The following is a 12,814-nucleotide window of genomic DNA, read 5'->3' on the forward strand; positions in this document are numbered from 1 at the left end:
GGACTGTTGAGAGAGTAAAAGAAATTCCACGGGTTTCCACCGAAGATTCCACACGATGTTTTAGTGCGTCACCTTGGTTTCCACAAAGTTATCCACAGGTGTGAATTGGTGGTTTATCCACAGCCTAGCGCATGGCTGTGGATAACTTCCCATCGGTACCTTAATGGCTCTGACCTGCATATACGGCAAAAGTCTCAAGGTTCAGTTGAGAGTTATCCACACCTTGTGGGTAGCTGTGGAATTTGATTCCTTAGTTCTACCGCGTTGTCCCGAGGCTGTCTAACGCACTTTTTATGCATGCAGTAGGTCTGGTTGATTCGAACCCTGTGAAGGTGCGATGTGTCTGGGGTTGACTCGCAGCAAGAGGGCCAAAAGTGGCGCTCTAGCTGGGGATAAAAACATCGATGTCATTTCGGGTACACCCAGTGTGTCGATTTGTTCTACGCCCCATCTGTCACGTAACCTGTGATGGTCTATCGCAGCAGTGCATAACGCACATGTTGCATGTGGGACTGCCTCGCCCCGCCGCATGGCGCTATCCGGGCGAAGCCTCATCCCCGCGAACACCATTCATCAGTGGATGCTCAGGCCCAGCCGCGCCGCGCGGCGGGTTTGAGCTATCTGCGTACAACTTCAAGGAGTTAATCGTGGCAAAGGGTAAGCGTACCTTCCAGCCGAACAACCGTCGTCGTGCTCGTAAGCACGGCTTCCGCACCCGCATGAGCACCCGCGCTGGCCGCGCTATCGTCGCAGCTCGTCGCAAGAAGGGTCGCGCTAAGCTCACCGCTTAATTCATGCTTCCAGCCCAGCACAAGCTCACGTCCCCGAGGCAATTTCGGCGGACTATCAAGGGCGGACGCCGGGCGGGCACGCGCACCGTTGTCGTGCATATGCACATCAACACTGGTGAGGACGCCATCGCGGCTACTGGCCCGCGATTTGGCCTCATCGTTTCGAAGGCCGTCGGGAATGCCGTGGTTCGCCACCGCACCTCCCGGCGGCTTCGTCATGTGTGCATGGCGGTGATGAAAGACGGTGCGCATGGCACTCCTCTTCCACCGAATGTGGACATTGTCATTCGAGCCCTGCCCGCCAGCGCCGAGGCAACAAGTGAGCGCCTCGCCCGCGATATCCGCAAAGCCCTAGCAAAATGGGATATCTGAACTCCCAGGGAGAAGAGATTCCCCCTGCCCGCGGTTTCGGGCGAGTCCTAGTTCACTGGGTGCGCTTCTACCAAAAGCATGTCTCACCCCTTAAGATGGTTTCGACCTGTCGTTTTGAACCGACATGCAGTGCCTATGCCCTCGAGGCCATCTCCGTGTACGGAGCGCTCAAGGGAGTGGGCATGGCCGTCGCCAGGCTCTGCAAGTGTGGGCCCTGGCATCCGGGCGGATTCGATCCGGTACCGACCAAACAACATCGAAGGTAAACAACACTCGTGCTTAATTTCATCTATTGGCCAATCTCAGCCGTTCTGTGGTTCTGGCATTGGCTTCTGAGCTTCGTCCTCGACTCCGGTTGGGGCGGAACGTGGATCATCGCCATCGTCCTCCTGACGTGGACGCTGAAGGCGCTCATGGTCAAGCCGACCATCACGCAGCTGCGCTCCTCACGCAAGATGCAGGAGATCCAGCCGCAAATCCAGGAACTGCGCACCAAGTACGCCAATGACCAGACCAAGGCAGCGCAGGAGATGCAGCGCATCTACAAGGAATCTGGTGTGCGCCCGGTAGCGGGCTGCTTGCCCATGTTTGCTCAGATTCCGATGTTCATTGGTCTCTTCCACGTGCTGCGCTCCTTTGACCGCACCGTGGCCGTTGCCGGTGGCATTGGCCACCCGGCCGGTGGTGCCATGTCGGAGGAGATGAATGCCTCCATCGCGAACTACGTCTTCAAGCCGGAATTGGTCAAGGAGTTCGTGGATGCCAAGATCTTCGGCGTTCCGCTCGTGGCTAACCTACGTCTTAACTCTGGGCTGGAGATTGTCAAGAGCACCACGACAACGCAGGCAGCGCTTATTATCGTGCCGCTGATTGCCATCATTGCGGTGCTCACGCACTTCAACGCGCGTATGACTCTGAACCGCCAGGAGGCTCGTCGCGCTGCTGGTAAGACGGCTACGCCGCAGGGTCAGAATGCGGAAATGATGCAGCAGCAGATGGCCATGATGAACAAGATGATGCTGTGGTTTATGCCGGCCATGCTGATTTTCTCCGGCTTCATTTGGCCCATCGGTCTGTTGTTCTACATGCTGGCTAACACCGTGTGGACCTTCTTCCAGACGCGTATCGTGTACGCCAAGATGGACCGCGAGGAGGAAGAGGAGGCAGCTGCCAAGGCTGAGCTCAAGCGCACCTCTGCTCCGAAGCCGGGCGCTCGCAAGAAGGACAACCGCTCTAAGAAGCAGCGCCGCAAGAACAACTAGTACTACCCAGGAGTTTTCACAGTGACCGACACTGCATCTGACACTGTGCCACTGGACCCGTCTGACGTGTTTGGATCGCGTCTGCCGCTCGCGCAGAAGTATCACGATTCACTCGCCACGGACGGGTCCACTCGTGGTTTTATTGGCCCCCGTGAGGTCCCGCGCTTGTGGGAGCGCCATCTCATCAACTGTGCTGTGGTCGCCGAAGTCATGCCGCAAGGCGCCACGCTTATCGACGTCGGCAGTGGCGCCGGCCTGCCCGGAATCCCGCTCGCCATTGCACGCCCCGACCTGCAGATCACCCTCATCGAGCCGCTGCTAAAGCGCTCGACCTACCTCAATGAGGTCGTCGACCTTCTGGGCCTCGATAACGTCACCGTCATCCGTGGCCGTGCTGAAGAAGGCCCTGTGAAGAAAGCCGTTAAGGGCGCGGATATCGTGACCTCTCGGGCGGTAGCTCCATTGGGCAAGCTGGCCAAGTGGTCCCTGCCGCTGGTGCGCAAGGGCGGCGAAATGATTGCTCTCAAGGGCTCCTCGGTGCATGAGGAGCTGGAGCGCGACGCCGCGGATATTAAGCGTGCCGGTGGCGGAAAAGCCGAGGTCATGACCATTCACGGCACCACGATTATCCGTGTCCCGCGCGTGAACTAAAGTAGACGGCATGACTCATCCTCGTCTTATCACCATTGCGAACCAGAAAGGTGGCGTGGGTAAAACCACCTCCGCCGTGAACCTTGCCGCCGCGCTCGCTGACGCCGGCAAGAAGGTGCTGGTGATTGACCTGGACCCGCAGGGCAACGCCTCCACCGCCGTAGGCGCAGAACATACCTCCGGTACCCAGTCCAGCTACGAGGTCCTCTTGGGAGACTGCACGGCCAATGACGCCATGCAGCACTCCCCCGACAATGAGAATCTGTACTGCATCCCTGCCACCATTGATTTGGCTGGCGCGGAGATCGAAATGGTGTCCCTCGTGCGCCGCGAATTCCGCCTCTACGATGCCCTCCACAACGGCTTTCTGGAGGAGCACGGCTTCGAGTACGTCTTCATTGACTGCCCGCCTTCTTTGGGCCTGCTCACCATTAACGCGATGTCGTGTGCCGAAGAGGTCATTATCCCCATCCAGTGTGAGTACTACGCCTTGGAGGGCGTGGGTCAGTTGTTGGGCAATATTTCCATGATTCGGGAGCACCTCAACGAGGATCTCCACATTTCTGGCGTCCTGCTCACGATGTTTGATGCCCGCACTAAGCTGGCCCAGCAAGTGGCAGATGAGGTCCGCGAACAGTTCGGTGCCGTGGTCTTGGGCAACGTTATCCCCCGTTCCGTGCGCGTTTCAGAGGCGCCGGGCTATGGTAAGACAGTTATCGCTTATGACCCGTCGTCGACAGGCGCCCGCGCGTACGCCGCCGCTGCACGCGAGCTGGACAAGCGCGGTGATTACACGCCGCACCCCACCACAGGTGCTATTGGCGTGAGCCCGGAGATTTTCGCGGAACTGGAAGGATAGGAGCAACGGATGGCAAACAAGAAGGCAGACCAGAAGCCGGAACAGCGTCAGGGTGGTCTGGGCAAGGGCTTGGCTGCGCTCATTCCGTCCGGCCCGGGTGCTCCATCCCGCAAGCCCCACTTGGGCGATTCCGCCGCGGACATCATTCTCGGTGCCTCCGCCGGCACACCAAAGGACGCCGGCACGAAGAAGGTCCAGGGCGCTCCGACCATCCAGCAGTCTTCTGGCTCAAAGAAGCGCCAGGCTAAGCCTTCCGTCATTGGTGCGACTTACCGCGAGATTTCCGTCGGTGACATCCTCCCCAACCCGAAGCAGCCGCGTACCGTCTTTGACGAGGACGAACTGGCAGAACTGGTGCACTCCATCAAGGAGTTCGGCCTCTTGCAGCCAGTCGTAGTCCGCCCCTCCGAGGAAGGCGGCTTCGAGCTCATTATGGGTGAACGCCGCTGGCGTGCTTCCTCTAAGGCAGGTCTGGCCACTATCCCGGCTATCGTCCGCGACACCAAGGACGATGACCTCCTGCGTGATGCCCTGCTGGAGAATATCCATCGCGTGCAGCTCAACCCGCTGGAAGAGGCCCACGCTTACCAGCAGCTGTTGGAAGAATTCGATGTGACCCAGAACGAGCTGGCTGATCGCATCGGCCGCTCCCGCCCCCAGGTCACCAACATGATCCGCTTGCTCAAGCTGCCAGTCAACGTACAAAAACGCGTCGCTGCCGGCACCTTGTCCGGCGGTCATGCCCGCGCGCTGCTGGGCTTGCCGGATGCAGAAGCCATGGAGCTCATTGCGAACCGCATCGTGGCCGAAGGCCTGTCTGTGCGCGCCACGGAGGAAGCCGTCACCCTGTACAAACGTGAAGGCAAGCCGGCCGAGCCTACGAAGAAGCAGGCCGCCCCGCAGCCGCAGTTCTTCACCGACTCCGCTGAGCGCCTTGCCGATCGTTTCGACACCAAGGTCACCGTCACTATGGGCAAGCGCAAGGGCAAGATGGTCGTCGAGTTTGGTGACCAAGAAGACTTCGAGCGTATCTTGGCTCTCATTGAGGGAAACGAAAGCAGCTAGCTCCCAATCATGCTTATTGAGGCCGTCAAGGAAGGTGTTGCCATCAACCCCTTGGCGGCCCGATCCATTTTCTGGGAAATGAAGACCACGGTCGCTGATCCCGCCTTTGAGAAGGAAGCGTGGCTGAGCGCTACCTTGCTGAGCTACGGTGAGTGCGGTTTTACCGTGGGCGATGAGGCTACCGTCTTCTTTTGCCCACCGGAGCTTGCCCCCGGTGCGGCTAAGCTGCCTACCTCCCCGGTTTCTGAGGACGCCGTGTTGGTGTCTTCTTTGTTTGTGAAGTCGGAGCGCGCGGCGAAGGGCTTGGAAGCCGTGCTTCTCGACGCCACAATAATGCACCTCACCACCCGCGATGCCACCGCGCTGGAAGCATTCGGTTACCGCGATGCCCGCCAGGCCGAGGACTTGTTGCGCGACAAACCCGGTCGCATTGGCCTGCTTCCTGTGGAAACGCTGGAATCCGCCGGTTTCATGGTGGTGCAGGATCACCCCATTACGCCACGCCTGCGCCTTGAGCTGCCCCCTGCTTTTGATTTGCTCACCGCTGCCGCGGTGGAGGATCTCCTCGCCCGCGCCCTGGCGTAGGGCCTAGGCTTCAAAGACCTATTCAATGAACAGGCCCGGAAGTTCATTCTCACTGTTGCACGATGTTATTAAACCCCAACATGCGCCTAGAAACCAACACAGAATAGTTCCCCAAAATCAACGCCCGGGTGTTACTCAATACTCACCCGGGCGTTACTGCTTGCTCACCACGGCGTTACTAAATCCGTGGTCCTAACACCCGCTGCGTTCGGCTTGGTCGATGTGGATTTGGTCAGGAAACCAGGATGAGGCCGCCGATCCAGCTAAGGAAACGGAAGGGGCCTATCGGTGCCAAATGGTGCCAGATGGTGCTACCCTAGTGTTATTGCCACCTGTTACGACAGGATCGGAAGAAGACCCTGGGACCCCAGCCGGACGACTGGACCCAGGGTCTTCGCCTGCCTCTAGAGGGAATCCGGGGTGGGACGTTTGAGGACCACTTTCTCGTGCAGCTTCTCCCAGTACTGCTCTTCCCCTAGATGGACGGAGTTCAGTGCTCCCAGAACGGCATCTGGAATCCAGAGCAGGGGATCATCGCCACCGCGTACGTGTCGCAGTCGGATGCCAGCACTTTGTCCCTGGCCCTGCAGGGCAACTATATGGGCGACGTCTCGCCTGTTTTGTGCTTCTTGCCGGCTTTCCAAAGTGACGTTGTGGACGTGCATCTCGGAGAGCTCGAAGTACATCTGCTCCAAGCATTTCCTGCGGTGCCTCTCCGTCTTCTTGCTCACTTCACTCCGGTGGGTGATGATCGCTTGCATGGAGTCGATCTCAGAAAGGGTGTCCACGATTTTTCGGCGTCGGCTATTACGTTCGTCGGTCCAGTGAAGTTTGACCTGGCCAGGAAGTCGTAGTGGACGCAGCTCCTCGCGTATTTTTTCCAAGTCTTGAGTGTCGATGATGGCTGCACACACCATGTACTCCTGCCGGTCTGGGGGTCTAGGGGCGGAGGACTCATCGATGTAGGCGACTAGCTGTGATTCCACCCTGGAATTGTAGCCTAGCCTTCAAAGACAACTTCCATATGGCGGGATGCAAGCCACGATCGCTGTGGTCAGAAAACAGCCACCAGGGAACTAGACAGCCGTTGTCTGTGTATAAGGAGAAGAAGGTGCCAAAGACCGTGCCAGTGAATCCAGCGCAAATTTCAATAAAATCTATCCCACACTTGCTCTGATCGCATATGTTTTGTTGTCCATCGGAGATGGAGAAAGCTGGCGCCGCAAGTTGACACTGCTGATGGCGGACTTTCCAACCATCGAAGGTATAAGTCCTGAGAAAGATATGGGGTTCCCGCTGAGTGGGGCGAGTTAGATATTTGGAATGGCGGAGAGCCAGAACAGTAGAGACCTATATTGTGCAGGAATTCTTGTTTTGTGGAGCCACGTACCGTTGCCCCACTTCTTACGAGGAACGCTCTGCGCGCAGGAGTTCGTCGAACCGGTACGTGCCGGTCACGGCGGTGTCGTCATCGAGGAGATACAGGCGCTTGACGGCCACGACGATGGCCTCGGCGATGTCATCGCGGCAATCCGGGTTGGTGAGGATAGCCACGTCCTTGGGGCTGGTGAGGTATCCCAGCACCACCTGTACGACTGGCATCTGCGTCAGGCGCAGCAGCGCCCACGTGCGACCGTGGTTGCGGCAATTTCCCAGCTCAGTGCGTGCAACGATCTCACGCTGGATGAAGCCGGAGAGTGTCTCGCCAATGAGCGAAGAGTTGCCAGACTCCGAGCCGAAGTAGAAGGTGGCCACGCCGTTGGCTTTCTCCGTGGGGTACTCATCGCACGCGAGGGAAATGACAAAGTCGGCGTCGAAGGCGTTAGCCAGTCCAGCGCGGTCGCGCACGGAAGGATCGTCGGTACGCGGGCGGGAGATGATGGTCTCCATGCCGGCGGCAATCATGCGGCCGGCGACGCGCTCAGCGAGATCCCAGAGGATCTCCTCCTCCGTGATGTCGCCATAGCGGCCTTTGACCGTGCGGCCGGTGTTGAAGCCGCCGAGGCTTGGGTCGATGACCACGCGCTTGCCGGCCAGCTTCGGGCCGGCGTTGCGCACGCGCTCACGCTCCTGGATATTGTGTGCTGAACCACCGGTGATGCGGCGGCCCAAGAGGCTTAGTGCATTAATGGTGGCTGGGCCGCAAATGCCGTCACTACGCAGGCCACAGTTGAGCTGGTATTCCGCTAAAGCGGCGTAGGTAGCCGGCCCAAAATGACCATCTATGCGTTCCTGGTAAAAACCGAGTTCCTGCAGTTGTTCCTGAAGTTGGGAGACATCATCGCCTACCTGCAGGTTGCCCGGCTCGTAGGCCAGAACGCGGGCACCCAAGGAATATGAGGCTTGGCGCAGTTCGCGCAGCGTTAGCTCATCGATATCACCGCTGGGCACAATACCGCGTGACTGTTGGAAAGCCTTGAGGACTTGGGAGAGGTCTGCGTCGAAGTGCTTATCGGCTTCGGAGTACTTCTGCTTCTTCCAGTCGGACAACGTCTCCTGGTAGTCCGACATAAGACCGAGGCGGGCAAGGGTTGCGCGTGCTTCGGCGACCCGAACACTCTGGTCACCAACCCGTAGAACGCGGTTCACACCTACCCCTTTCGTGATCAAGGTGGGCGCACCTTGGTGCGCCGTCAACGAGTTAAAGAATACCAGTTAGAGCTGTTTCTTCACTTGTGCCACGATGTCAGCCTTGGAACGCAGGCCAACGAACTCATCCACCTTCTCGCCGTTGTTGAAGATCAGCACGGAGGGGATGGACATGATCTGGAACATGGCACCCAGGGTGCGTTCTTCGTCCACGTTGACCTTGACCACGGAGACGTCATCGCCCAACTCTTCGGCGACTTCTTCGAGGATCGGGGACAGCTTCTTGCACGGCCCACACCATTCGGCCCAGAAATCAACGACGACGGGTTTGCCTGCCTCCACGACGTCCGCGCGGAAGGAATCAGTAGTGACGTTCTTAATGTTGCTCATGTGATTACTAACGGTTATCGGCGAGGAAATGTTCCGCATCGATGGCCGCGCGGCAGCCGGAGCCCGCGGCGGTGATGGCCTGCTGGTAGTGGTCATCCACGAGGTCACCACAGGCGAAGACACCCGTCAGCGAGGTCTTGGTGGAAGGCTGCTCCACCACAACGTAGCCAGCCTCGTTGGTCTCTACCTGGCCTTCCAGGAAGCTCGAGCGCGGTTCGTGGCCAATGGCCACGAACATGGCGGTGACATCAAGCTCGCTGGTCTCACCGGTCAGCACATTCTTGACCTCAAGGCCACCGACCTTGCCGTCCTTCTCCAGGACGCGCTCTACTGTGGTGTTGGTCAGCCACTTAATCTGCTCGTTGTCCTTGGCGCGCTCCAGCATGATCTTGGAGGCGCGGAAGTTCTCCGAGCGGTGAATAATAGTGACGGTTTCGGCGAACTTGGTGAGGAAGGTGGCCTCCTCCATGGCGGAATCACCACCACCGACGACGGCAATGTTGTGGCCCTTGAAGAAGAAACCATCGCAGGTGGCACATGCGGAGACACCGCGGCCAGCCAGCTCGGATTCGCCCGGAATGCCCAGGTAGCGTGGGGCGGCACCGGTGGCCAGGATGACCGAGCGGGCTTCGAAGACTTCGTCGCCCACGTGCAACTTCTTCACGTCACCGTCGAGCTCGACGGAGTCCACAACTTCCATGCGCAGGTCTGCACCGAAGCGGATAGCCTGGGCGCGCATTTCTTCCATGAGCTCTGGGCCCATGATGCCCTTCTGGAAGCCCGGATAGTTCTCCACCTCGGTGGTGTTCATGAGCTCGCCGCCGTATTCAAAACCTTCGAAGACGATGGGGTTGAGCTCAGCACGCGCTGCGTAAAGGGCTGCGGTGTAACCGGCGGGGCCGGAGCCGACGATGGCAACATCGTGGATAGTCACTAAAAACTCCCTTGAGACGACAATTCCTGTAGAGAATCTGATCATGTCCGCGCATAAGGGGCGGAGGACACTGAGATTGTACTCGGGCCTAGTCTATCGCTGCACGCAGCACTTGCCGAGCCCGGGCTCGGCGCGACTTCACCGTGCCTGGTGCAACGCCCTGCACTTTGGCCACCGTATCGATGGGATAGCCGGCGACATCAGTCAGGTATAGCGCTTCGCGCTGGTCCTCGCGTAAGGTCTGCATGGCTTGGGCCACCGTGATACGTTCCGCTAGGTGCTCGCTGGGATTGTGCGCGAGCGCGTAATTGCGGTCATCGTCAATAATTTCCGCATCCAGCGAGGCGTTTTCCCGGTTGGAGCGGTGGTTGAGGAAGTCATAGCCGGAGTTCATCACCAGGCGGTGCAGCCACGTGCTCAGTGCGGCATCGTGCCGGTAGGACTTCATATTGCAGCTGGCCTTGAGCAGCGCCTCCTGCACGATGTCCTGCGCATCATCATCGTTGCGTGTGTAACGCCGCGCCATGGCGGTCAGGCGCGCGCGGTGCTTCTCGACGATTGCCGAAAAGGCCTTGGTATCTCCGCCAATAAAGGCGTCGACGAGTTCACGATCGGTCGGCTGTGCTGACAAGAAGAATCCCCCCGGAAACTACAGATGACAAACGGGTCACCACAGTCCCCAGCTAAAGCCGATGGCGTGTGATTATCCCCCCGTTAATGTGTCTGCGAGTCTACGGGAAGATTCTTCTGTCCGCTACGCGAAGCTTCCGCTTCGCAATGCAGTAAGCAGGATGCTTACTGCGCGGCCCGCACGCGGGCCGCGCGGCGCAGGGCGTCCTGGCATTCCAGCAGTACGCGGCGTAGTGCACGCGGACGTTCGCTGCTCAAGAATTCGCTGGTAGCGGCATCGGCCATCGCGAGATCTGGGTAGAGCCCGCGCACCAGGCGGTTGGCAATCTCAATGGGGTGCTCCTCCCACAGCTTCGCTAGAGAATCGAAGTACTCCTGGGCAAAGGCCTCGGTGAGGTGGGCTGAGCGCGGCGCGTTAAAGGCAGCGAGGAGGGAATCCACCTCGGCGTTGGAGTACTTACCTGGCGTGCGCACGAGGTCGAAAACCTCCCGCTTGACCTCCGCTGATGGGAAGGCGTGGGAGGCGCCTAAGTATGCGGCGGCGCCGGTGAGCGTGTTATCGCGCTCCTTTTCCGCGTCCAGCTCTTCGGCGCTGACGGCATCGCGGGCGGCGAGTGCGCGGAGGATGGCCCAGCGGATATCCGGGTCGAGGGCGAGGCCGTCCAAGGAGCCGTCGAGAAGCGCGCGCAGGCGCTGCGTTCCGGACTCCGCCGGGGTGGCCGCGAGCGCCTGGATGGCGGCGCGTGCGAAGGTGAGCTGCGCGTCGGAGCCTGCCGGTGCAGCATGCAGCACGGCCCAGAGGCGATCGGCGTAGTCAGCGCGGACCTCCTCGCGGTTCTTCTCGCTGACGAAGTGGTCGATGGCATAGCCTGCATTGGCAAAGGCCGTGGTCAGAAGCGTCGGATTAGACTCCGCCGGGGCGTGGTTCAGCACGGTGTCGAGGTAGGAGCGCACCGGCCACTCGCCATCGCGGGTGAGGTTCCACAAGGAAGTCCAGATGACCGCGCGGGAGAGCTCATCCGGAACTTCAGACAGGCGCGTGCGGATGGTCTCCAGGGAGGTTTCGTCGAAGCGGACCTTGGCGTAGGTGTGGTCGCCGTCGTTGAGCAGCAGCAACGCCGGTGCCTGAAGCCCAGAAGCCTCGTCGAGGATGGTGCGCTCGCCTTCCAGGTCCACGTCGAGGGTGGCGTACTTGTGCAGGGAGTCATCGAACAGAGTCACGTTAAGGCGGTGCGGGCGGGTGGTGTCCTCGGCTTCTACTGTGATGGCGAGCTCGTGAATCTTATCGCCGTCCGTGTGCAGCTCCGGGGTGAGCGTATCCGGGCCCCACGTGCGCAGCCAGGCTGTGGACCAGGCGTCGAGGTCACGGTCGGTGTGCTTCTTCAACGCCTTGAGCAGGTCATCAAAGGTGGCTGCGCCAAAGGCTTGCTCCTGGAAGTAGTCGCGCGCGCCGGCGTAGAAGTTCTCGCGTCCCACGTAGTGCACCAGCTGCTTGAGCACCGCAGCACCCTTGGCATAAGTGATGCCATCGAAATTCTGGCGCGCGGCATCTACATCCGGGATCTCGGCCTTAATCGGGTGCGTGGTGGGCAATTGATCCTGCAGGTAGGCCCAGTTCTTTCGCTGGCCGGCGAAGTTGACCCACGCCTCGGTGTACTCGGTGGCATGCACCGAGGAATCCGCGCCCATGAACTCCGCGAAAGACTCCTTAAGCCAAAGGTCATCCCACCACTGCGGGGTGACCAGGTCACCGAACCACATGTGGGACATCTCGTGCAGGATCGTATTCGTGCGCCCGGCATGCTGCGCGCGGGTGGCGGCGGAACGGAAGAGGTAATGCTCCGTGAACGTCACCAGGCCGGGGTTCTCCATCGCGCCCAGGTTGTACTCCGGCACGAAGATGGAATCGTACTTGCCCCACGGGTACGGGTAGCCATAGTTGTTGTGGAAGAAGTCCATGCCTTGTGCGGTGACCTGCAGGATCTCATCATCCAGGTAGTCGGCCATGGAGGCGCGGGCGAAGGCGCGCAGTTCCACTTCCAAGGACCCATCGGGTGCGGTCCAGGTGCTGTGCTTCTCGACGTACGGCCCCGCCGCAAACGCCGTCAAGTACGTCGACAGCAACGGGGTCGGCGCGAAGTGCGCTACGTCCCCGCTATCCGTCTTCTCGCGGCCAACCTCCGGCTGGTTGCTGAGGAGCTGCCAGCCTTCCGGACCGGTGAGGTGTACCTCGTAGCTGGCCTTGAGATCCGGCTGGTCAAAGCAGGGAAAAATGCGGCGCGCGTCAGATGGCTCCAGGTGCGAGTAGAGGTACGTGGTGTCATCGGCCTGGTCGTGCATGCGGTGCAGGCCTTGGCCGGTGCGTGAGTAATAGGAGGAGCCGGTGATCTCTACGGTGAGCTCCTTCCCTACTGGAAGATCCCGCAGGTAGACCCGTCCGCCGTCGAAGGTGTTCTCCACCTCTTCGCCGTTAACGCGCACTGAGTGGACGGCCTTACCCAGGTAGTCCACGAAGGTCTCGGATTCGGTCGTGCTCAACGTAATCCGCGAGGTGACCTCGTAAGAGTCGGCGTCGGTTGGCGCGCTCGTGACGTCGAGGTTTAGCTCGTAGGTGCTCAAACGCAGCGCGGTGCTGCGACCGGTGGCTTCTGCATGGGTGAGGTTGGCGGTAGTCATGCGCTACATC

The 12,814-nt window shown here is 59.8% G+C and carries 14 protein-coding genes; 8 read left to right on the plus strand and 6 right to left on the minus strand.

The features are described 5' to 3' along the window. Positions 1–647: 647 nt before the first annotated feature. The 8 genes from rpmH to I6J72_RS11460 are packed head-to-tail and all read left to right on the plus strand — an operon-like array spanning position 648 to position 5,585. Entirely contained in the window at positions 648–791 is a 144-nt protein-coding gene (gene rpmH / locus I6J72_RS11425) for a 50S ribosomal protein L34 (RefSeq protein WP_003847033.1), read from the plus strand. Between the two features lie 3 nt (positions 792–794). After that, a complete protein-coding gene (gene rnpA, locus I6J72_RS11430; protein ID WP_204099262.1) occupies positions 795–1,163 on the plus strand; it encodes a ribonuclease P protein component in 369 nt (122 codons plus the stop codon). Continuing rightward, a complete protein-coding gene (yidD, locus tag I6J72_RS11435; RefSeq protein WP_204099263.1) occupies positions 1,151–1,429 on the plus strand; it encodes a membrane protein insertion efficiency factor YidD in 279 nt (92 codons plus the stop codon). Before rnpA ends, yidD begins: the two co-directional genes overlap by 13 nt. 9 nt (positions 1,430–1,438) lie before the next feature. Continuing rightward, positions 1,439–2,425 carry a membrane protein insertase YidC gene (yidC, locus tag I6J72_RS11440; RefSeq protein WP_204099264.1) on the plus strand — a complete coding sequence of 329 codons (987 nt, stop codon included), beginning with the start codon at positions 1,439–1,441 and terminating at the stop codon, positions 2,423–2,425. Between the two features lie 21 nt (positions 2,426–2,446). Next, positions 2,447–3,076 carry a 16S rRNA (guanine(527)-N(7))-methyltransferase RsmG gene (rsmG, locus tag I6J72_RS11445; protein ID WP_204099265.1) on the plus strand — a complete coding sequence of 210 codons (630 nt, stop codon included), beginning with the start codon at positions 2,447–2,449 and terminating at the stop codon, positions 3,074–3,076. Positions 3,077–3,086: 10 nt separating this feature from the next. Further along, on the plus strand, positions 3,087–3,935 hold the full coding sequence (locus tag I6J72_RS11450) for a ParA family protein (RefSeq protein ID WP_070669478.1): 849 nt from the start codon (positions 3,087–3,089) through the stop codon (positions 3,933–3,935). A gap of 9 nt (positions 3,936–3,944) precedes the next feature. Continuing rightward, complete coding sequence (locus I6J72_RS11455; protein ID WP_204099266.1) at positions 3,945–5,000, plus strand: ParB/RepB/Spo0J family partition protein; 1,056 nt, start codon at positions 3,945–3,947, stop codon at positions 4,998–5,000. 9 nt (positions 5,001–5,009) lie between these two features. After that, positions 5,010–5,585 (plus strand): hypothetical protein, encoded by a 576-nt coding sequence (locus tag I6J72_RS11460; protein ID WP_204099267.1) that lies wholly within the window; start codon positions 5,010–5,012, stop codon positions 5,583–5,585. Positions 5,586–5,989: 404 nt separating this feature from the next. Here I6J72_RS11460 and I6J72_RS11465 read toward each other — a convergent pair whose 3' ends face one another. The 6 genes from I6J72_RS11465 to pepN all read right to left on the minus strand — a co-directional run bounded on the left by I6J72_RS11465 (position 5,990) and on the right by pepN (position 12,804). Beyond that, positions 5,990–6,571, minus strand: coding sequence for a hypothetical protein (locus I6J72_RS11465; protein ID WP_204099268.1), 582 nt, complete (start codon positions 6,569–6,571; stop codon positions 5,990–5,992). Positions 6,572–6,989: 418 nt separating this feature from the next. Then, on the minus strand, positions 6,990–8,174 hold the full coding sequence (locus tag I6J72_RS11470; protein ID WP_204099269.1) for an N-acetylmuramoyl-L-alanine amidase: 1,185 nt from the start codon (positions 8,172–8,174) through the stop codon (positions 6,990–6,992). 66 nt (positions 8,175–8,240) lie between these two features. Continuing rightward, complete coding sequence (trxA, locus tag I6J72_RS11475) at positions 8,241–8,564, minus strand: thioredoxin (RefSeq protein WP_070669482.1); 324 nt, start codon at positions 8,562–8,564, stop codon at positions 8,241–8,243. A gap of 7 nt (positions 8,565–8,571) precedes the next feature. Further along, positions 8,572–9,498: a thioredoxin-disulfide reductase gene (gene trxB, locus I6J72_RS11480; protein WP_204099270.1), complete on the minus strand. Its 927-nt coding sequence runs from the start codon at positions 9,496–9,498 to the stop codon at positions 8,572–8,574. 88 nt (positions 9,499–9,586) lie between these two features. After that, positions 9,587–10,129, minus strand: a complete 543-nt coding sequence (locus I6J72_RS11485) for a sigma-70 family RNA polymerase sigma factor (protein WP_115020850.1) — start codon at positions 10,127–10,129, stop codon at positions 9,587–9,589. Positions 10,130–10,293: 164 nt separating this feature from the next. Continuing rightward, positions 10,294–12,804: an aminopeptidase N gene (gene pepN / locus I6J72_RS11490; RefSeq protein ID WP_204099271.1), complete on the minus strand. Its 2,511-nt coding sequence runs from the start codon at positions 12,802–12,804 to the stop codon at positions 10,294–10,296. Positions 12,805–12,814: the final 10 nt, after the last annotated feature.

The organism is Corynebacterium sp. FDAARGOS 1242 (genome assembly GCF_016889985.1).
Lineage (GTDB): Bacteria > Actinomycetota > Actinomycetes > Mycobacteriales > Mycobacteriaceae > Corynebacterium > Corynebacterium minutissimum_B.

What these genes read in the sequence shown, in the direction of transcription:
- rnpA (WP_204099262.1), top strand. Translation starts at nt 795, where the DNA reads ATGCTTCCAGCCCAGCACAAGCTCACGTCCCCGAGGCAATTTCGGCGG.
- yidD (WP_204099263.1), top strand. Translation starts at nt 1,151, where the DNA reads ATGGGATATCTGAACTCCCAGGGAGAAGAGATTCCCCCTGCCCGCGGT.
- I6J72_RS11450 (WP_070669478.1), top strand. Translation starts at nt 3,087, where the DNA reads ATGACTCATCCTCGTCTTATCACCATTGCGAACCAGAAAGGTGGCGTG.
- I6J72_RS11455 (WP_204099266.1), top strand. Translation starts at nt 3,945, where the DNA reads ATGGCAAACAAGAAGGCAGACCAGAAGCCGGAACAGCGTCAGGGTGGT.
- I6J72_RS11460 (WP_204099267.1), top strand. Translation starts at nt 5,010, where the DNA reads ATGCTTATTGAGGCCGTCAAGGAAGGTGTTGCCATCAACCCCTTGGCG.
- trxA (WP_070669482.1), bottom strand. Translation starts at nt 8,564, where the DNA reads ATGAGCAACATTAAGAACGTCACTACTGATTCCTTCCGCGCGGACGTC.
- pepN (WP_204099271.1), bottom strand. Translation starts at nt 12,804, where the DNA reads ATGACTACCGCCAACCTCACCCATGCAGAAGCCACCGGTCGCAGCACC.